Annotated in this window: 14 protein-coding genes; 1 reads left to right on the top strand and 13 read right to left on the bottom strand. The window is 40.2% G+C overall.

Translation table 11 applies throughout. The features are described from left to right. Positions 1–103: 103 nt before the first annotated feature. The 8 genes from ACESQI_RS13260 to ACESQI_RS13225 form a co-directional block, all read right to left on the bottom strand. Positions 104–1,618, bottom strand: coding sequence for an oligosaccharide flippase family protein (locus tag ACESQI_RS13260; RefSeq protein WP_195571624.1), 1,515 nt, complete (start codon positions 1,616–1,618; stop codon positions 104–106). Positions 1,619–1,733: 115 nt separating this feature from the next. Beyond that, positions 1,734–2,861 carry a non-hydrolyzing UDP-N-acetylglucosamine 2-epimerase gene (gene wecB, locus ACESQI_RS13255; RefSeq protein ID WP_195571621.1) on the bottom strand — a complete coding sequence of 376 codons (1,128 nt, stop codon included), beginning with the start codon at positions 2,859–2,861 and terminating at the stop codon, positions 1,734–1,736. An 8-nt stretch (positions 2,862–2,869) separates the two neighbouring features. Beyond that, positions 2,870–3,727: a sugar nucleotide-binding protein gene (locus ACESQI_RS13250; RefSeq protein ID WP_196039451.1), complete on the bottom strand. Its 858-nt coding sequence runs from the start codon at positions 3,725–3,727 to the stop codon at positions 2,870–2,872. An 11-nt stretch (positions 3,728–3,738) separates the two neighbouring features. Then, positions 3,739–4,830, bottom strand: coding sequence for a polysaccharide biosynthesis protein (locus tag ACESQI_RS13245; RefSeq protein ID WP_195571615.1), 1,092 nt, complete (start codon positions 4,828–4,830; stop codon positions 3,739–3,741). 247 nt (positions 4,831–5,077) lie between these two features. After that, positions 5,078–7,522 (bottom strand): GumC family protein, encoded by a 2,445-nt coding sequence (locus ACESQI_RS13240; protein ID WP_373126284.1) that lies wholly within the window; start codon positions 7,520–7,522, stop codon positions 5,078–5,080. Between the two features lie 22 nt (positions 7,523–7,544). After that, entirely contained in the window at positions 7,545–8,336 is a 792-nt protein-coding gene (locus tag ACESQI_RS13235) for a polysaccharide biosynthesis/export family protein (protein ID WP_373126282.1), read from the bottom strand. Between the two features lie 40 nt (positions 8,337–8,376). Further along, the gene (locus ACESQI_RS13230; RefSeq protein ID WP_025867911.1) at positions 8,377–8,862 is read right to left on the bottom strand and encodes a UpxZ family transcription anti-terminator antagonist; all 486 of its coding nucleotides are present in this window, start codon (positions 8,860–8,862) and stop codon (positions 8,377–8,379) included. 73 nt (positions 8,863–8,935) lie between these two features. After that, entirely contained in the window at positions 8,936–9,487 is a 552-nt protein-coding gene (locus tag ACESQI_RS13225) for a UpxY family transcription antiterminator (protein ID WP_195571408.1), read from the bottom strand. A 1,063-nt stretch (positions 9,488–10,550) separates the two neighbouring features. Between ACESQI_RS13225 and ACESQI_RS13220 the strand changes: the two genes are divergently transcribed. Beyond that, entirely contained in the window at positions 10,551–11,015 is a 465-nt protein-coding gene (locus tag ACESQI_RS13220) for a hypothetical protein (RefSeq protein WP_373126280.1), read from the top strand. Between the two features lie 135 nt (positions 11,016–11,150). On the opposite strand, the gene ACESQI_RS13215 is transcribed toward ACESQI_RS13220, so the two are convergent. The 5 genes from ACESQI_RS13215 to yaaA all read right to left on the bottom strand — a co-directional run bounded on the left by ACESQI_RS13215 (position 11,151) and on the right by yaaA (position 18,846). Continuing rightward, positions 11,151–11,897: a hypothetical protein gene (locus ACESQI_RS13215; RefSeq protein WP_122201960.1), complete on the bottom strand. Its 747-nt coding sequence runs from the start codon at positions 11,895–11,897 to the stop codon at positions 11,151–11,153. 2 nt (positions 11,898–11,899) lie between these two features. After that, on the bottom strand, positions 11,900–13,339 hold the full coding sequence (locus ACESQI_RS13210) for a sensor histidine kinase KdpD (protein WP_122201959.1): 1,440 nt from the start codon (positions 13,337–13,339) through the stop codon (positions 11,900–11,902). 335 nt (positions 13,340–13,674) lie between these two features. After that, on the bottom strand, positions 13,675–17,343 hold the full coding sequence (locus ACESQI_RS13205; RefSeq protein WP_373126277.1) for a hypothetical protein: 3,669 nt from the start codon (positions 17,341–17,343) through the stop codon (positions 13,675–13,677). A 176-nt stretch (positions 17,344–17,519) separates the two neighbouring features. Continuing rightward, positions 17,520–18,071 (bottom strand): sugar O-acetyltransferase, encoded by a 552-nt coding sequence (locus ACESQI_RS13200; RefSeq protein ID WP_195348860.1) that lies wholly within the window; start codon positions 18,069–18,071, stop codon positions 17,520–17,522. Position 18,072: 1 nt separating this feature from the next. Then, on the bottom strand, positions 18,073–18,846 hold the full coding sequence (yaaA, locus tag ACESQI_RS13195) for a peroxide stress protein YaaA (RefSeq protein ID WP_002562317.1): 774 nt from the start codon (positions 18,844–18,846) through the stop codon (positions 18,073–18,075). Between the last annotated feature and the right edge of the window lie 143 nt (positions 18,847–18,989).

Here is an 18,989-nt window from a genome sequence, read left to right as displayed (position 1 = left end):
ATTTAGAAACTACAATCGCCTTTTGAGATGCTAAAGGTGTGAATGGCAACAACCATCATAATAGCCAAGCCTCTCAGAAAATCAAAATAATCAATTCTATTCTTTATCGAAAAATACGCTTACAGATAGGTCTGAACAGATTTCGTTCATATTTATTCATGCCCAAAACCACAAATAGAGGAATATAGATAATTCCATATAAAAGGACTCCTATAGCCAATGATGACCATGAATCAATAATAAAAACATTTTGGGTCAAATAAATAAATATAAGCGAAATTGCAACCGGAACAAGATCCATTTTGCATATTTCCTTCCAAAATTTCAAAACATCAAGTTGTTGTTTGGTATGATAATAGATATTCATAATAACCCCCTGACCAATCAGCAAAGCGCCAGCTATTGCAAGCGAACATCCAATACCACCCCATAACTTGGCAAACACTATTTCTGCTATCAAGGCAACTATCGCAATCACAATATATAAAAGACTTCTAAACTTCATTTGATTTCTTGCTTGAAGTATCGTAATGCCTATATTTTGAATTAACGGAATATATAAAGAAACAAAGAAAGCAAGTGCCATATAATAAGCAGCAGAATAATCGTTACCTGCCCACAAGATAATAAATGGATGCCCAAAAACAATAAATCCTAATAAAATAAGGAGAATAATAATATTTTGGATTCGGCCAGTTCTCACAAACAAATCTGAAATTTCTTGAGGATCATTATTTAATGTTACCATCCCTGTTACCTTTGGCAGAAACACTGACGAAATAGCAGTAGAAAACATCATATACATTCCATGCAATTGAATAGCAACAGCAAATATAGCAACAGCTACTGTGCCAGAAACTGCCCCTAAAACAAACTGACCAGTACTCCAATAGATTTTATCCATAATAACACTTAGGAAAATCCAAAAGGAATAAATTGCAACCTCACGGAGAAAATCCCATTTGAATTTTCCAAAGTGTATTTGTATATGGAGTTTATTCTTGCAATATAGATAATTGATTACTAATGTCAAAACATTGAAGAAAGTCAACAAAGCAACCATCGCAATAGCTTTATAACCAATAGAGAGAAGTACTATCATGATAACGGTATTGAGAATGGTTCGGGCTATATTGATCACCTTCGGAAACACAAAGCGTTCGTATGCTGTTATGATTGAGCCGAAGATACTCATTGGAAAAGTAAACGCAAGGTTAAATACCAATATCAGCATCATGATGCGAGCATGATCAAGCTCAACGGCTGTCATGGTGTCGCCAAACAGATTATTAACATTGAAATATAATCCCATTCCTGCTATGAACGCAATAAGACCTACTGCCAAATAGAGAATAAGGAACATTCCGAACATCTCATACTGCTCCTTAACTTTTCCTTCAGCTCTGAACTTTGCAGTATATCTTACAATGGCATTACCAAGTCCTAAATCAAGTACTGTAAGATAGGAAACAACAGAAGCAACAAGAGAATATAAACCATACTCGCTCTGCCCCATCATACGAAGCATATAAGGAGTATAAAGCAAACCAACTAATATATTAAGTAATATTACAACATAGTTGAGTGCTGCCCCTGCTCTAAGTTGATTGACTGCCATAAAAGAGATTTTCAGTAACCATAGCTGTGATAAAAGTATATTATTATTTTTGATTAGTTCCGTCAGGACGTATCGAACGTCAAGCTTGAGCTCCACCTGTGCCGACGGATATACCTTAGTTCTTACGCCATACCATCTTGTTGATAATGCCGACATAGCTCTGAATGAGCTTGATGACCTTAGTAGAAACATTCGTGTCAGCATAAGCAGGAACATCACAAGCGTCATCACCATTCTGATGCATGGTAACAGCCAAGTCGACTGCCTGACAAACTGCCTCTGAAGTGATAGAGCCAATAGTGAAGACACCCCTATCCATCGCCTCTGGTCGTTCGGTAGAAGTACGAACGCTTACGGCAGGAAAATGGAAGAAGGCACTCTCCTCAGGAACGGTACCAGAGTCTGAAACTACACAGAAGGCATTCTGCTGGAGTTTGTTGTAGTCGAAGAAACCAAGAGGTGCATGCTGGATAACACGAGAGTCGAACTTGAAACCGCGCTTTTCGATCATCTTACGGCTACGAGGATGGCAGCTGTAGAGCACTGGCATGTTGTAAGTCTCTGTCATTGCATTGACAGCATTCATCAGTGAGAAGAAGTTGCTCTCTATATCGATATTCTCTTCACGATGAGCAGAGAGGAGGATATACTTGTTTGACTCGAGGTTGAGATCCTTCAACACGTTTGAAGCCTCAATATGTGGCATTACCTCAGAGAGAACTTCTGCCATAGGAGATCCTACAACATAAGTGTACTCTGGCCTAACACCTGATTCGAGGATATATCTGCGAGCATGCTCGGAATAGCACATATTGACATCGGATGTAACGTCAACAATTCTACGTATTACCTCTTCAGGAAGGTTCTCGTCCTTGCAACGGTTACCAGCCTCCATGTGGAAGATAGGAATTTTAAGACGCTTTGCTGCAACAATGCTCAAGCAAGAGTTAGTGTCGCCAAGAACGATCACCGCATCCGGCTTTACCTCAACCATGAGGTCGTAAGCCTTGGCAATGACGTTACCCATTGTCTCACCAATGTTCTTACCTACTACCCCGAGGTAGTAATCAGGCTCCCGAAGACCGAGATCCTTAAAGAATACCTCGTTGAGGTTGTAATCATAGTTTTGACCTGTGTGAACCAGCACATGGTCGAAATATTTATCTGACTTCTTGATGATAGCACTCATCTTGATAATCTCCGGACGAGTACCGACAATAGTCATTAATTTGAGTTTCTTCATATCATTGTTTACTTTCTGAAATAATGTGGATAAAAATCTCGGTGGTCGTTTATCCAATCAACCATTTCTTTGACCTGCTGATCATAACTTGGTACCTGAAAAGAGAAATCGGTACGCTTGTGACGAAGACTCTTATCGAGCTGAAGCTTATCGTTAGGATTAATTGTTATCTCGCCATGGCGGAAATACTTGTTGAACAAACCGAGAAGATCGAACTTGTTGATGCTCTCATTGTTCACCAAGTTATAAAGGCCTGTGAGATTCTCCTTGATGGCAGATTCCATAGCCTTTGCAAGAGTCAAAGTGGTAACACCTGTCCAAATAGCACCAGTGTATCCACCTACAGAGCCATTCTGCTTCATAAACCAATTGAAAAGACCGATACCCTTCTCGTTAGGATCCGGTCCTACTATTGAATTACGGAAGGTAAGATTCTTGTCATCATTGATTTCGCCAATAGCCTTGCTTCTATCATAGAAGATTTTGCCATCCGGGAAACTGTCCTCATAATAAGGACCGGTATTGCCAGCGAAGACGCAATCGGTACTTATATGAATGAGTCGAGCCTTCTTATCTTTCAAAGTGTCAGCAATGAAGTGAGGAAGGTAACCATTGAGCATCACTGCCATTGACTTGTTTTCTTCTGCAAATTGATTGAGAATGCCAATCGCATTAATGACGATATCAAAATCGTCACTCTCAATAGCAGCCTTTACGTCAGCAGGATTTGCTGCATCGCCAAGGATATTCTTGCAATATGATATAGGTCTACGGGTAAAACCCGTCACATCATACCCTTGCTCCTTAAAATAGAGTGCGATGATGTGACCAGCCATACCGTTAGCACCAAATATTAATATCTTCATAAGCTATAAGATTATTCAGAACGATAGTCGCGAGCCTTAGCACGAGCCTGAAGGCCGAGATCCTCACGAATGAAATTAAGCTTCAGGAGGAGTTCCTTCATGCTCTCTACATCGAGGCGGTGAGTATTGTGAGAGTGATATTCCTCAACCTGCTCTACCTTGTGGTCACCTTCAGTGAAAAACTTATCATAGTTGAGGTCACGATTGTCGCAAGGGATGCGATAATAGTCACCCATATCGATCGCCTTAGCCATTTCCTCACGAGTAACAAGAGTCTCGTAAAGTTTCTCACCATGACGAGTACCTATGACCTTCACCCCGGTCTCACCATACTTAGGATCAATCTTGGCATATGTCTGTTTCAATGCCTCTGCGAGAACATCAAGGGTAGCAGCAGGAGCCTTCTGAACAAAGAGGTCACCATTCTCGCCATGAGTGAACGCATAAATTACAAGATCAACAGCATCATCCAAAGTCATCATGAAGCGAGTCATGTTAGGATCTGTGATCATGATAGGTTTACCTTCCATCATCTGCTCTACCCAAAGAGGAATAACAGAACCACGAGAAGCCATTACGTTACCGTAACGTGTACAGCAAATACAGGTTTTAGCATCAGTACCAAGCGCACGTCCCTGAGCGATAGCTACCTTTTCCATCATTGCCTTAGAGATACCCATAGCATTGATAGGATATGCAGCCTTATCAGTAGAAAGGACAACAACATTGCTTACGCCATGAGCAATAGCAGAAAGAAGCACATTGTTAGTACCCTCTACATTGGTACAAACAGCTTCCATAGGGAAGAATTCACAAGAAGGCACCTGCTTCAAAGCAGCAGCTGAGAAAACATAATCAACACCATCCATTGCGAAGTCAACAGCTTCACGCTGACGAACGTTACCAATATAAAATTTTACCTTATTTGCAACCTCAGAACGATTTGCCTGTAAAAAATGGCGCATATCGTCCTGTTTCTTCTCATCACGACTCAAAATGCGGATTTCCTTGATATCGCTATCCAAGAAGCGACGAAGGACTGCATTACCAAAACTACCTGTACCTCCTGTGATAAGGAGTGTCTTGCCTTTGAATACTGACATAATATTATCTGTTTTATATTGCAATTTTAGAAATTATTTATATACAAGAACTCGTTTCGACATTGATCGTAACGACCAGCTTTGGTCTCGATGATGACGACTATTTCGCCAGATGTCTCCCTCTCAAAAAGACTTAACGTCTTTTTATGAGCTGCCAATTTTTTTCCACATCTCTCATCGGTCCGAAAAACAGCTCCTGTGTTGTACTTATCATCTTAGCAACTAATGTGTTGCAAACGTTCAATTCTTACGAACGTTTCAAAAAACGGGAGAAAAAATTCTTCAAGCTTTTATGCTTTCCGTTATGACTATGGCTTTCGTTTCCATAACCGTAGCCATAACCATAGCCATAACCATAGCCATAACCGTAGCCCTTATGATCTGAAGGAACTCCATTCAATATCACCGACATATTACGAAGCTGCTCCTGGCGGTACATGTTCTCCAATTCCGGTAACTGACGACGATCCATCACACCTGAACGAACTACGAAAATGGTAAGATCGGCTACACGATTGACAATAGAAGCATCGGCCACCATACCCGCAGGAACATTATCCACAATGATATAATCATAACGTTTACGAAGTTCCGTTATCAGACGATCAAAGCGTTCACTCAACAACAATTCGGCAGGATTGGGAGGTACGGGACCGGAGAAAATGACATCCAGCTTATCATACTCCTCACTCCTACCAATGATATCATCCAACTTATCCGTACTGCCGGAAAGATAGTGCGTCAACCCCATACGGTTGGAAGAGTTAGAGAAAATACCACTTAATGTCCCCTTACGGATATCAACGTCAACCAGAACAACTTTTTTATTCGTCTGGGCGATACTCATGGCAAGATTACTCGAGACAAACGTCTTACCCGCACCCGGATTGGCGGATGTAAACATGACCACCTGTAAGTTGGCGGCTTTCACACGCATAAAGTCCATGTTTGTACGAATGATACGGAAAGCCTCGGAGACAGAATCACGACTGTTCTCACGGACAACAATACCATCCGAATCCTCACCCTTATTATTACCATGACGGGGAATATTACCCAAGAAAGGAATAGTAAGTACTCCATCCAACTCCTTACGGGTGCGGACTTTCGTATCCGTCACATTCAACAACCAGAATACACCCATGGGAATACCTAAACCTAAAACAATGGAAGCCAAGAAAATCATCATTGTTTTAGGTGCCACCGGAGCACTGCTACCCGAAGCAGCATCTATAATACGGGCATTACTCTCCGTAATGGCCTGTGTCAAAGCGTTTTCTTCACGCTTATTCAACAAATAAAGATAAAGCTCCTCCTTGATCTTCTGCTGACGTTCTACTGTAAGCACATATTTCTGCTGGGCAGGCACAGCCTCAATACGTTTCGTGGTCTGCTCTTCCTGCTCACGAATATTCTTCAACTGGATATTCAGTCCTACAATCAGATTATCTACCGAACGGATAATCGTCTGCTTCATGGCACTCAGAGAGTTATTCAGATCTATCACTATCGGATTCTTACTACTACTGCCCACCACCAGCTTGTCACGCTTCAAAAGAATATCATTATATTCCTTGATCTGAGATTCAACACTGTTATCCGAGATACCCGTATTGGCAGGAATCAAATCTGAACTCTTTTGAGGATCAGTCAAATACTCCTTAATGTATCTGGCTATACTCAACTGATTCTCCAGACTGAGACCTTCCTGCTGATAACGACTCGTATTGGCAAGATACATGCCAGTTTCGGAAGTAATATCCGTCAGTTGATTTTCACGTTTAAAGCTTTCGATATTAGCATCCACACTTCCCAATTCACGTTCGATGATGATCAGACGTTCGTTGATAAACTTGGAAGTATTTACGGCTATCTGGTTCTTATCATTGATAACATCCTCATTATAAACGGCAATAAGCATGTTCAAAATGTCTTCCGCACGGGCAGTAGAGACGTCATCCAAGACAAGATTGATAATGGTGGCCGTCTTGCTGGCAAGAGACACTTTCAATCTGGCACGATACCCTTCGATAACACTCTCCAAATTGGATTTGACTACATTTACGGGCTTACCGTAAAATACATCCGTATAGTACAACGTAGGAGTAACAACCATCGGACCGATCGGAGTAGAAACAGTATCGTTCAGATGTACATCCAAAACCTCTTCCGAATGAACGCCCCCACCCCCTACAGCTAAAGAGAATCCGGAAAGACGCACCGTAGCAGAATCAACAGGAGTAACCATGACTTTTATAACCTGCCGCTCCTCCGCTTCCGGAAAAGAAACGGTGACCGGAGCATGCGTATAAAGTTCCTCACTGCGCAGGCCATTCTTCACCTTATAGCTCATATCCAAATGCAAACGCCGCGCAACCTCCTCCATCAAATGACGGGATTGGAAAACAAGCACTTCATTATCCACATTACGTTTACCACCAAAAAGAGAAAGATCTGAAAAAACCGCCGACTCACTCATTCCGCCACCTTTCGAATCATCGCGGATTAAAACGGAGGCCTTACGGCTGTATACTTTGGAAGAGGACTTTACGTAAAAGAACGCAATGCCGATACAAACTAAAACGGATAGTACAAACCAATACCAGTTGGATAGTACAAAACGGAGAATATCGGTTATATTGATCTCAGATTCCTGTTCAAGACTATTATTATTTTTCGATTCGGTATTCATTATCAATTCTTTATATTCCGGGTTATTTAAACATGGTGACAATCAGAGAAGTAATGGAAGCAAGCACGGAAACCGCAGAAAGCCATACGCCAACTGAATTGTTGGAGTTAATACGGCTCTGCCCTGTCTTCGCTTTGTTGGGTTCTACATACACAATGTCATTCTGTTGAAGGTAGTAGCAGGGCGATTGAAAAATATCGGAAGAGCGAAGATCATGATACAGAATACGGCGTTTACCATCTTTTTCGCGAATAACAGCTACGCGATCACGACGGCCATAAATAGTCAAATCGCCTGCCATACTCAAGGCCTCCAATAGAGTTATCCGGTCACCGGAAATATCGAATGTACCGGGACGTGCTACTTCACCCATCACAGATACTTTAAAGTTCAGGAACTGGACAGTGACAATAGGATCTTTGATCAAATCTTCACTGATGAGTTTTTGTTTGATCAGTTCGGTAACCTGCATACGGGTCAATCCCTCCACATGAAGCTTTCCTAAGATAGGAAAGTCAATATCACCGTTCTGATCGACAAGGTAACCCAAAAGACGTTGTTGACCGGAAGTAGTACTACCTATCTGATAACTAACCATAGGCATATTGAATGGCAAAGCCAATTCAGGATCTTTACTATTCACCAGAATAGCCAACAAATCATCCTTATGAATGATAACTTCATAATTCTTATCAATATTTTCTTCCTTTAAAGAAGTTATATCCTGCAAGTAAAGCACCTCTTTGGGAGCAGAACAAGATACCAAAAGCGTCAACAGACACAGCAAACAATTATTCAGAAATTTTATTCTCATAAATTAGCTATTAAACAATTCCATAAAATTACAATATGACTCATTCTACAATTTCCCAATCAGGCCAAGGATTAGTTTCCAGACTATCCAAATAATCGGAAACTTCACATTCCGCCTTAGTCCATTCACGTCCGGTCCAACTATTCATAATAGCATGTGCTTCCTGAGCTAAATCTTCATCAAAAACTTCGCTATAACAGGCCACTAAAAGCTGGCACTTCAGCAAGGAAGCAGGGAGTTGTTCGAACAATTGCCAACTACGATCAAGTAAGGACTGAATTTTCAGATTCTTATTACCATGATCGTAGATAGTTGCATGATAAGCAGTCAATAAAACATAACAGCGTTGCGCTTCCTCTTCAATGTTGGAACCTCTCAATACAAATAGAGCCTCAGCTTGACGGTATACTTCTGTATTAAGCGCACAAAATTCATTGGAATAAAGAGGAGTCCCGTCAAAACCCATGTTAAGAAGGTCACGGGTCGTACGGTACAACGTATCAACTTGTGATTGAAAAGACAACATATAGATAGATTTACAGTTTAGTTATTTATACAGGTGACAATTGATAAGAAAATACGGAACGAATCAATTTCTTTTATTCACAAATAGTATCGGGAATTAGTTCTATCAAAGAAGGATGAATATATGCAGTAGCCACAGCCATAATGCCTTTGATACAAACAGAGACACGGCGATCGCCTTTTACACGGATAACAACTCCTTCCACCCCTTCGAAAACACCACCGACGATACGCACACGATCCCCTTTACGTAAAGAGGTAAGAGCAGGATCAAGGTAAACAATCTGTTCGTCGTAATTACCTGAAACTGCAATAAAACTACGCATCTGCGAATCCGGAACAATAAGTGGGCGGTTCGTCTCACGATCAATGATATAACGTACGGATAAGGAAGCACCAAGTGACCGTTTGACACGATCAATACAAACAAAGGAGCTATGAACAAACACAAGGTTATGTACAACAGGAACCAATTTTCGTATCTTACGTTCTCCTTGTTTCACGTACTCATAATGCATCGGAATAAAATTCTCTATACGCTCGGCATCAAGCACTTCTTTCAATTGTAACTCACGGCTATAGGTGACACGAAGTGGATACCAACAGATGTCTGTGGATTTGTTCACAATTGGATATTCTTTGGGGACACCGGGGTAATAAAATACCTTCCGGTCAAGCGTGTATAAAAACGGATTATCAATTCTTAAAATACACTAGCCCTCAATAGTTTCCCTATCACAGGAGACAAAACATAAAGAGGGGAGATATGTATTATGCACTATTTTTATATTATTAGCACATAAATAACTATAAACAAGACTTTTAACACCAAATAGTGTTTCAGTAAACGTTCGTTTATTGGCACGCCATTTTAGAAAAGCATTTATTTCTATTTAGGTTAAATTAATAATAAACCAATTATCTTTTTATAGACAAACACAAATTCCTATGAATCAATAAAATATATTCAGAAAGGATATGATCAGATTATTTTTATTGGAAAATATTTTGTACATTAAAAAAAAGGACATATTTTTGTGCCAATAAACGAACGTTTATTGAAACACTATTCAAATAAAAGAATAATATCAAACGACTATTAATCAACAATTAAGAATCCCCTATTTCACTCTTACTTTGTACTGATAATAATATTCCGAAAAACACTCCAAATACTCGCATTTTTCTGACAACAAGTATAAATAGAAAATATACTTTCCCAGCTAAATGAGTTCACTCCCATTTCAAATCCTCTTGTTTAAATTTAGTTAATAGATTAAACGAGAAAAATCATCTCATTTTCCAACATTCGTTCATACATATGCACGATATAAACCAACACACGCTCACACCCCCATATTTTATTACAAAACAACTAAATCAATCGAGAATAAGAAAATACATGAAATAGATTTTATTTTACTTTTGTGGTTTGGATTTTATGAAAGCACATATTTCTCTACGAGATTCAATCGATTCCTCGTAGAGAAAAGCCCCGTTCCTCGTAGAGAAAAACAATATTTCTCTACGAGAAAGAAATAGACCTTGTAACCATTTGATATACAACTTCTTACAGAAGTGCCAAAAAGCTCCAAAAAGTGTTGATTTTTTCTCAACACAATGGCACTGAATTCAACCGTCGAAGACGGCCATGAAGATAAAAGAATTGTTACATAAAATCTAATCAGAATGGTCACAACAACCATCTATGTAAAGCCCTATCTGGCGGCTTACATGTATGTACGCTATCAAAACAGCGTAGTCACGGAGCTCAATGCTATCAGGTTAAAAAGTATCGAAAACTTGTATCATGTCATCAAAAACCTCACAGTTAAACGTCCACGAGACGTATCATGGCGGGAAACCGGGAATCTGACTCTCATAATCCCCGACCCGAGATATGGAAAAGAACCCGAAACATACAATTACCTGGGACACAACAGTGTCATCATCATCGAAGAGGAAATAGAAACAATGCTGAAGACTGAGTTACACAGTATCATGCTGAAAAATAAATTCCGTAACGGAATCATGTATAAAAAATCACTGTTACTATTTATGGATAAATATCACATTGAAGACAAACACGAAGATGCCCTCATGAAATCATTTCAAAGATGGAAAAAGAGAGTGGAGGAAGAAAGAAAAAAGTAAAATAAGACTCACCAAAGAGTTTCACTGAGTTTTAATTGTTGAAACGCAGAAACTCGCAGATTCACGCAAAGAGTATCATAGCTTACGTATAGCACAGCCATTTAATCTGCGATCATTTGCGTTTCAATGATGGTATCATTTAATTAGGGTAGAAGGGTGATGTGAAGCAAGAAATAGACTATATTCCTCTTCTTTATTATAGGAATCCTGCAAAATCGCTCCCTGTACCTTTAGATTCTCCCAACGCTTTTGGGGGTTGGATAACTCTTCCTTTGCTTTTAACAATGCAACTGAAAGTTTCTCATACAAACTGTCCGTCTCAGTCTTTGTTATAGTTGCATCCGCCCATTGGGCAACTTCTACAAGAAGCAACGGTTCAGACGACATGATTATCAGATATTTATAAGGATAACGTTTTCTTATTCCCTGTAATATTTGCGTTGCATTCTCTTTTTTACCGGGACCGGCACCTATCAAATCGGATATAATAATATCAAATCCCTCAGCAAACAAAGGGGTAGGAATAGCTTCTATCACTGTGAGGCATTCGCTCTGAAAATTTTCTTTCAAATACTGTCGCGTTTTATATTGGTCATCAATAGCAAGAATATTGAATGTTCTCTCTTTTAAAGAAGTTACAGAAGAACATTTGGTTACTTTGATATTAGTCTCCTCCCGCTTTGTATTTGCCTTATTCTGCTTTGACAAATAAAAGCAATACCAACTAAGAAATAGCAATAAAGCACATAAATAGATAACATAATATCCTGATACATCATGAAATAATGCAATCAAAGATGACACACCACCTACACCTGTGACAACAGATGCAAAATAAGTGCTAAGCGTTGTTTTCAGAACTTCCTTTAAGAAATTTTTCATATCTATTTTATATACAAGATTACTGTTTTATTAATAACTGATGTAAATCCGCTTGTTGTGTTTTGCAATATGGAATTATAAAAGCCCCATCTATGACAGTCCAGATGTTCCATTTCTGCCAGAGAAACGGGCTTTTCATTCCTTCCTAAATCATTAAAGCCACTTTTCACCCGGAAAACAACAGAACTTGTTTCAATATCAATATTCATTTCCAACTTTTCTTCTTTCACCTTACGATGTTCCAACAAATGATATACAATGCCATTCAAATAAATATATAAAAGAAGTTCTTTGGCCGGAAAAGAAAAAGAAGGCAAAAAGTCTTTATCATATTCTAGCTCATCCCGATAGGCCACACATATATTATTCAGAATTGTATCCAGCGAAACCGTCTTTTCCAACGGATTGCCATACACACACATGTCTGGTGGCAGCAGAAGATAATCAATATAAAAAAATAATGCCTGCATATGCAAATAGGAGACCCGCATACAATTGCATATAAAAAACATCTCTTCGGGCAATTCCTGACGGTTAGAAGTAGCCCAATTGCAGATATCCGATAATTTCCGATAGCAGGTACGTATCACACGATTCATTTCATGAAGATAGATACCTATCGCTGTATTATCTGAAATATCCTGCAGAAATGCAGGAGCTGAAGCAGGGGTATCACGATGAGGGAACACTAAGATAATCGAAAAAAGTTCATAAGGTACATTATCGTAACTATTGCTGGCCTCTTCACCGCTTTCCACTATTACCTGTACCTCCTGCGAATCGGCTATTTCTTTCACTATGCTTAACCCCAATCCATGTCCTTCAGTTGTCAAATACTGAGCATTAATCCCACGATATTCATGTTCTAAAACACGCTTTGCTTCGTCCTCTTCCAGCCGGGGGCCAAAATTAGAAAAAGTAATCTGTTTATATTCATCATGCACTTCCATCTGCATATCAATAGTAGTGTTTGGCATACTATATTTAACAGCATTATCCAGTATTTGCGTAAATGCCAACCTAAATAAAGGCGAATAATTATACAAAGTCCAGGCCTCTCGTTTTTGTTCGGGTGTCTCTATATCCGGAGCTATCAGAATCTGATTCAACCTTCTTGTTCTTACTTCGCGAGCGTCTTTTTTCCGATACATATTATGATATTTTTTGTGATTCTTATCACTATTATAATCATTAATGTATTTTCTGCATATCTCTCCGACATTCATAGGACTACACTCTTCGTTGGCAGCAAACATCCGACGGTAAATATCCATTTCTTCCCGGGAGGCAGACAAAGCACACAGTTTCTTTCCCAATGGAACTGCAAGAGATTCGTCCATAGTAGAAGAAAGTACTTCTATTTGTTCCTGCCATTTTATACATTCGTCCGCAAAATGAATGACTGCCTCATTGCATTGCGCTATCAGATTTTGGTTAGTCATAGTTCTATGATATGATAAAATAGATTATAAGAGTCTGTTTATATTCAACTCACCAGAGAAGTCTACATGCAATATTAGCAAGATTTACAATCATATGCAAGGTTTTGCAGAAGATTTAATCATATAACATACGACTACTCTTATTCAAAAACAGTATAAATAACAAGAAGGTGTCAAAAAACTGAGAAAGCTATTAATATATAAATTTAGAAACGCAGATTAACGCTAAGTTACGCAAAAATTAAATTAAATCTGCGTAAATTAGCGTTAATCTGCGTTTTAATAATAGCGAATTCTACTTTTGGCCCTCTTATAACAACTTATTAATTAAGAAGCTAACGCGTAATCATCAGCCGTTCATTTTTTACAGAACCATCCTGTAACTCAATTGTCACAATATAGTTGCCCTCTGCCAGATCCATTGCCTGAACAGTAACTTCTGTTTGTCCCGCAAACAAAAGTTCACGCACTGCAAAACCGGTCAGTGAATAGATGATCACACGCTTAATTTCCTGATCGGCACGCACATGCAGGACATCTTTTACCGGATTCGGACAGATTTGTACGTTCTTCTCGGCGGGCACGGCAGACAATCCTGTACCTCCTCCAAACAGGCCGGACTGGCTCTTTAAGATTGTAAATGTCGTAGCCCCTTCAAACTGACGTTGCGGACGCATTATCTCCTCAGCCATTGCACCATCCACCTTCAGGCAATGGTCTTCGGCGGTTACAATATAAGTTTGGCCGCCCACCTGCTCTACATGGTCTATTTGAAACAATTCATTCATATCTTCCTGCGTTTTCACAGCACCCGAAGGTGGGTTAATCACTTTATAAGATCCAAATTTAACCGACATCCAGCGCCCTTTTAACTCATCACCGGCAGGAATCATAGCATCGGTAACAAAAGCATTGCAGGAAGCGCCGTCTTCCTTGCGTACAGTAGAGGTAATAGTTCCGGAGTATTTGTAGTTCTCTATTTCTGCCGATTCTTCTCCTACGGATAACCGGGAACCGTTAATCAAAATACTCTTCGCCTTCTCTGCGTCTTTACTCTTTGAAAAAACAGCTATCTTACCTTCCATTGCATAGCGCCCATCGGTTGTTGATATCTTCTCAGCCGGATCAATACCTGTAATCAGCGCATTGTTCAGATTCACAAGAATCACATCTTCACGACCATCAGTAAAGGTGACAGACACTCCCACATATTCTTCACTATTCTGATTTAACGGAACTTGTTTTACCGAAACAATCTTAGAACCACCATTATACGCCTCCATCACATGGGTAAACAAACTACGCATACCGCTGTTTCCGGTGCGGCGTTCCACCAAAGCCGGACGCCAATATTCATACATCGTTGTTCCGGTAGCACGACGATAGGAATTAGGCGACTTACCTAAATATACCGTAGACCGGGCATCATCCACAGCAAAAATCTTAACACCTCTGGAAGCATTCTGTACATAAGTCACGTTCCATTCTCCGGGAGATTGCGCTTTTGACATTTCACGAAAAGCACCATACCAGTTTGTTTTATCACCTTCTACCACCGGATCTTTATAGGTTACTCCGGTTGGCAAGAGTGGGTATTGGCTGTTAATTTTCGTCATAGACAGGCTGGTTTCAGTCGTCTGATCATACTGTGTAGAGCCGTGTAACAGGTAGTCGTGCTTCGTTCCTCCCTTTACCACAAATAAGTCGAGCAGATAAGGACGAGACGGATCAATCGTATTCAAAACATGAATACGCTGATAACGTTCTACTTTTCCCGGACGGATCGTTTTACTATAAACCTCTGTTGCAGCAACCCCATCGAGCCCCGGTTCAAACAAGGTGAAGTAACCATTTGTAAATACGTGTCCACTATTGCCAAGAACCTGGCGGCCTGATGTAAAATACTGGGTCAGTTCTTCGTCAACGGCAACCAGGTTATGAGCCGTCACACTATTCGTATAATCGCGTCCTGGAAGCCGGGAGTAACGGATATCACCAATCTGCTCTTCTCCATTGGCATAAAGGGTCATAGACATCACACTATTGCCCACATGATTGGCTTTATCATTCGCTCCGATATTCGATTGAATCTGCTGATCGCCCGTACCTGCTCCCAACATGGCATGATAGTAAGCTGGCAATAAATAAGATTTGGTAGAAGTTCGCTTATCACTGTATCCGGCCGTGGTATCATCAAACGGAGCCATATCTCCATTCGGAAATCCAACCTGTTTATGAACCAACGTCGTACGCTGAGTAAACTCCTTACGTGTAAGGGATTTTGCAGCAATACGGCGCATCGCGTCAGTTTTCGGTTCAAACATACTGAAATAATCTTCCAACAGCTTAACGTTTGCATAGTTCTCATCGGCATATCCTCTGTGGTAAGAGAAGGACTCAGGATACATACCGTCACGCTTGAAGTTGTTTGCAATACACAACGTATAATAACGATCGACAAAATCAATGATTTTTTCTTTCATTACTTCGTCTTCAATAATAGCAGCCACCTGAATCAGTACACCAATATGTCCCACCAGATTGGTAGATTGATGAGTAGACATCGGCTGGTCAATCACCCATAATCCTATATTAAGGAACAGATCATCAACAATATGCCGGCGTACATCGTAGCCTCTCTCTGCCGAAAGCTCCTTTAGCGCCTGACTTTCATAAATACGATCAAACGATAGTAGTTCTCCCTCATGAAATTCATGAGTCAACCCGTTATGATCCGAAGCACGTTGTACGTTCTGATATTTCGAAAGGTCACTCTTATTCACAATCCGGTCTTTATTCCACCCTTCGGTCATAAAGAAATCAGGCACCGCATTTGCCCACTTGTCTAAAGCCAAAGCCACATAACGGGCATACTTTTCATCTTTTGTCAGTTGGTAGGCGGCTCCCAAAATGGGTAAGTTCTTAGTCATAAAAGCTGTTTTTCCATAATCAATCTGAGCCTGTACATAGGTGTTGCCTTTGGACGTTTTATAATACGGGACTTTAATGATCTTTCCGGTCATAACCTCTGCATTGGCATATAAAACCGTATAATTACTGTTTGGAAACACAGTACCGGTAGCCTTACAGGTTATTTGATCCGGCTGGGCGGGATCCCATGTCCAATCCGTACTATTAACAGAAGCCGGGCTATGCTGCAAACTACGGGGAGCTTGTGTGGGAACTAATCCCAACCATTCAGCTTCCGTATAAGTATCTACCAGTTTTTTGGCATTCGACAAAGTAGATGAGTTATTTCCTAACGGATAATAAGGCCGGGTAAGCGGTTTGGTATAATTGTCATTCTCCAGATATTTCTGAACAATCAGGCCTCCCAAAATAGGGCCATACCCTTCTGCGGTTCTTGAGTTATATGAATAAGAACGAATCCGATACGTCACCGGAACCTGAGAGATAATAGCTCCTTTATTAATATAATGCAGATAGACCCAGCCATCTGCCGAAGGGTGTTTCACCTGTATCACCTCTGTCCAGGAACCATCCGCGTTTTTTTTATCGAGTGCAATGCCATCTGATACGCCTGATTTATAAGGTTTCAACAGAAACAGGGCCATCTTACCGACACTGGGCAATTCCGGTAAAATCAAACTACTGGTTATATGAGATTCTCTAAATACTTCCGATGCATCGGCTCTATATAAATTTTTCATATTCAGCATGCCGATAGAGCTATTATAATTTCCGGGGCGCACTTGTTTCACTATATATTCAAGTTCAGTTCCACCAATATTTACCACCTCTGCCCCCTTGTAGACCTTGCGGGTTCCTGTAATCCAACTTTTAGCCCAATAATCATTCGCAGTACTTCCGTTGCCGGGCGCCATGGACTCATTTCCCCAGTCCGCTGATAAAAATGAATCATAAATATAGCATTCGTCTACATTGATATTGGTTACATCAGATAAACTTTGTGCCTGAGTGGTCAGTGTGAGCGCGCACACGCTCATCAAAAGAGATTTAAAAAGAAGTAGTGTCTTTCCCATTGCATTCGTCTTTATATATTAATGATAGATTAACGATTACAAATTAACCTCTTTTTTTATAGAAGAAATTGAAGTATTTTCTCAAAAGATTGCACTAATATACACAAAAAGAGATGGAAAGATAATAAATCACCTTTTCACCTCTCTTATTTCTTACAATCTGATAAGTTGCCCGGCTATTTTACTTTCTTTACAACCCGTGCCGGATTGCCCACCGCAACACTATCAGCCGGTATATCTTTAGTTACTACACTCCCTGCTCCAATGATACAACGATCTCCAATCGTCACTCCGGGACAGATAACAGCGCCACCACCAATCCAGCAATCTTTACCGATCGTGACCGGATAAGCATATTCTTTCGGTTCACGCCGTTCTATATAATCCACCGGATGATGAGGGGTATAAATCTGCACACAAGGGCCCACCAATGTATGGGCTCCGATCGTTATATATCCACCATCCAGAAAAGTACAGTTAGCATTGACAAATACATGTTCGCCTAGCCGGATACCATCACCGTGATCACAGTGAAAAGGCGGGCAAATAACAGATGTAACAGGGATATCCGGTATCAGTTCCTCGAGCAAGGGACGATATTCCTCGTCATAAGTACTCAACCCACGCATACGGGCCAATAACTTTTTAGCTTTCTCAAAACGTACCTGCATTTCCGGCACAGACATATCAGCCAGTTGCCCATTACGCATTTTGTCTACTTCACTCATCTTATTCTGTTGCTCCATTAGTGAATATTAATTTCTTTTCGTTTGATAATCGTTCATTAAACTCAAATCCCTCCCAGTGAAAAGCTTTCAAATCCTGCGGAGATTCTATCCGGTTTTTCAGAATAAAACGCGTCATCTCCCCACGAGACATTTTGGTATAAACTACAATAGTAGAAAGTTTGCCATTCTTCCATACATGAAATTCGGGGGTAACAATCGTCACTTCCTGTTCTATACGCTTCCAGTCAAACAAACCACGCATTTCATCACTTGCCAGATTACATAGTACGCCTCCGGTGGCTTTGATCTCTTTAAGAAATGAATCGGTAAGCCGGGACTGCCAATAAGAAAACAGAGTTTTACCACCTTGCTCAGGGAGTCTTACATCTCCTTCAAGACGATACAAACGGATTAGATCTAACGGACGAAGTAAACCGTAGCAAAATGAAGTGAACCGAAGATGTTCCTGTGCATAGCGAAAATCGTCTTCTGAAAAATCTTTCGGATTCAACCGCTTAAAAACAATACCTGTATAGGCAAGCAGGGCCGGAAGCGCACGAGTATCCTCTGAATGAAAAGCCTGATAACGTTTGTAATTCTCGACAGCAATCTTAGGATTCACACGCAACAAATGCTCTAACTCTTCTACAGAAAACTGCGACATCTCTAAAGCAATTTCTGCCGCTTCTTTCTGAAAACAAGGTATAGTAGTAAAAGGGACTTTCACTTTTGAAACATCACTCATGGTTTTGGCGCAGGATAAAAGTATAAGCATAAATGGAGGATTTACGATTTAATAATTTACGATTTACGATTGATAAATGATAATTGGCAAATCACAAATGAGGATTTACGATTGATATTAGTTTAGAGCAAAGTTAAACTTTTTAGTTGTACCTTTGTTGTTCGTTTAATAAA

The sequence above is a fragment of the Bacteroides sp. HPS0048 genome (assembly GCF_964240755.1).
GTDB lineage: Bacteria > Bacteroidota > Bacteroidia > Bacteroidales > Bacteroidaceae > Bacteroides > Bacteroides nordii.
Note: the sequence above shows the minus strand (reverse complement) of the source record. Positions and strands in the feature narration are given on the sequence as shown.

Coding starts and splice junctions, on each gene's coding strand:
- ACESQI_RS13260 (WP_195571624.1), bottom strand. CDS start 1,618: ATGGCAGTCAATCAACTTAGAGCAGGGGCAGCACTCAACTATGTTGTA.
- wecB (WP_195571621.1), bottom strand. CDS start 2,861: ATGAAGAAACTCAAATTAATGACTATTGTCGGTACTCGTCCGGAGATT.
- ACESQI_RS13250 (WP_196039451.1), bottom strand. CDS start 3,727: ATGAAGATATTAATATTTGGTGCTAACGGTATGGCTGGTCACATCATC.
- ACESQI_RS13245 (WP_195571615.1), bottom strand. CDS start 4,830: ATGTCAGTATTCAAAGGCAAGACACTCCTTATCACAGGAGGTACAGGT.
- ACESQI_RS13240 (WP_373126284.1), bottom strand. CDS start 7,522: ATGAATACCGAATCGAAAAATAATAATAGTCTTGAACAGGAATCTGAG.
- ACESQI_RS13235 (WP_373126282.1), bottom strand. CDS start 8,336: ATGAGAATAAAATTTCTGAATAATTGTTTGCTGTGTCTGTTGACGCTT.
- ACESQI_RS13230 (WP_025867911.1), bottom strand. CDS start 8,862: ATGTTGTCTTTTCAATCACAAGTTGATACGTTGTACCGTACGACCCGT.
- ACESQI_RS13220 (WP_373126280.1), top strand. CDS start 10,551: ATGGTCACAACAACCATCTATGTAAAGCCCTATCTGGCGGCTTACATG.
- ACESQI_RS13215 (WP_122201960.1), bottom strand. CDS start 11,897: ATGAAAAATTTCTTAAAGGAAGTTCTGAAAACAACGCTTAGCACTTAT.
- ACESQI_RS13210 (WP_122201959.1), bottom strand. CDS start 13,339: ATGACTAACCAAAATCTGATAGCGCAATGCAATGAGGCAGTCATTCAT.
- ACESQI_RS13205 (WP_373126277.1), bottom strand. CDS start 17,343: ATGGGAAAGACACTACTTCTTTTTAAATCTCTTTTGATGAGCGTGTGC.
- ACESQI_RS13200 (WP_195348860.1), bottom strand. CDS start 18,071: ATGAGTGAAGTAGACAAAATGCGTAATGGGCAACTGGCTGATATGTCT.
- yaaA (WP_002562317.1), bottom strand. CDS start 18,846: ATGCTTATACTTTTATCCTGCGCCAAAACCATGAGTGATGTTTCAAAA.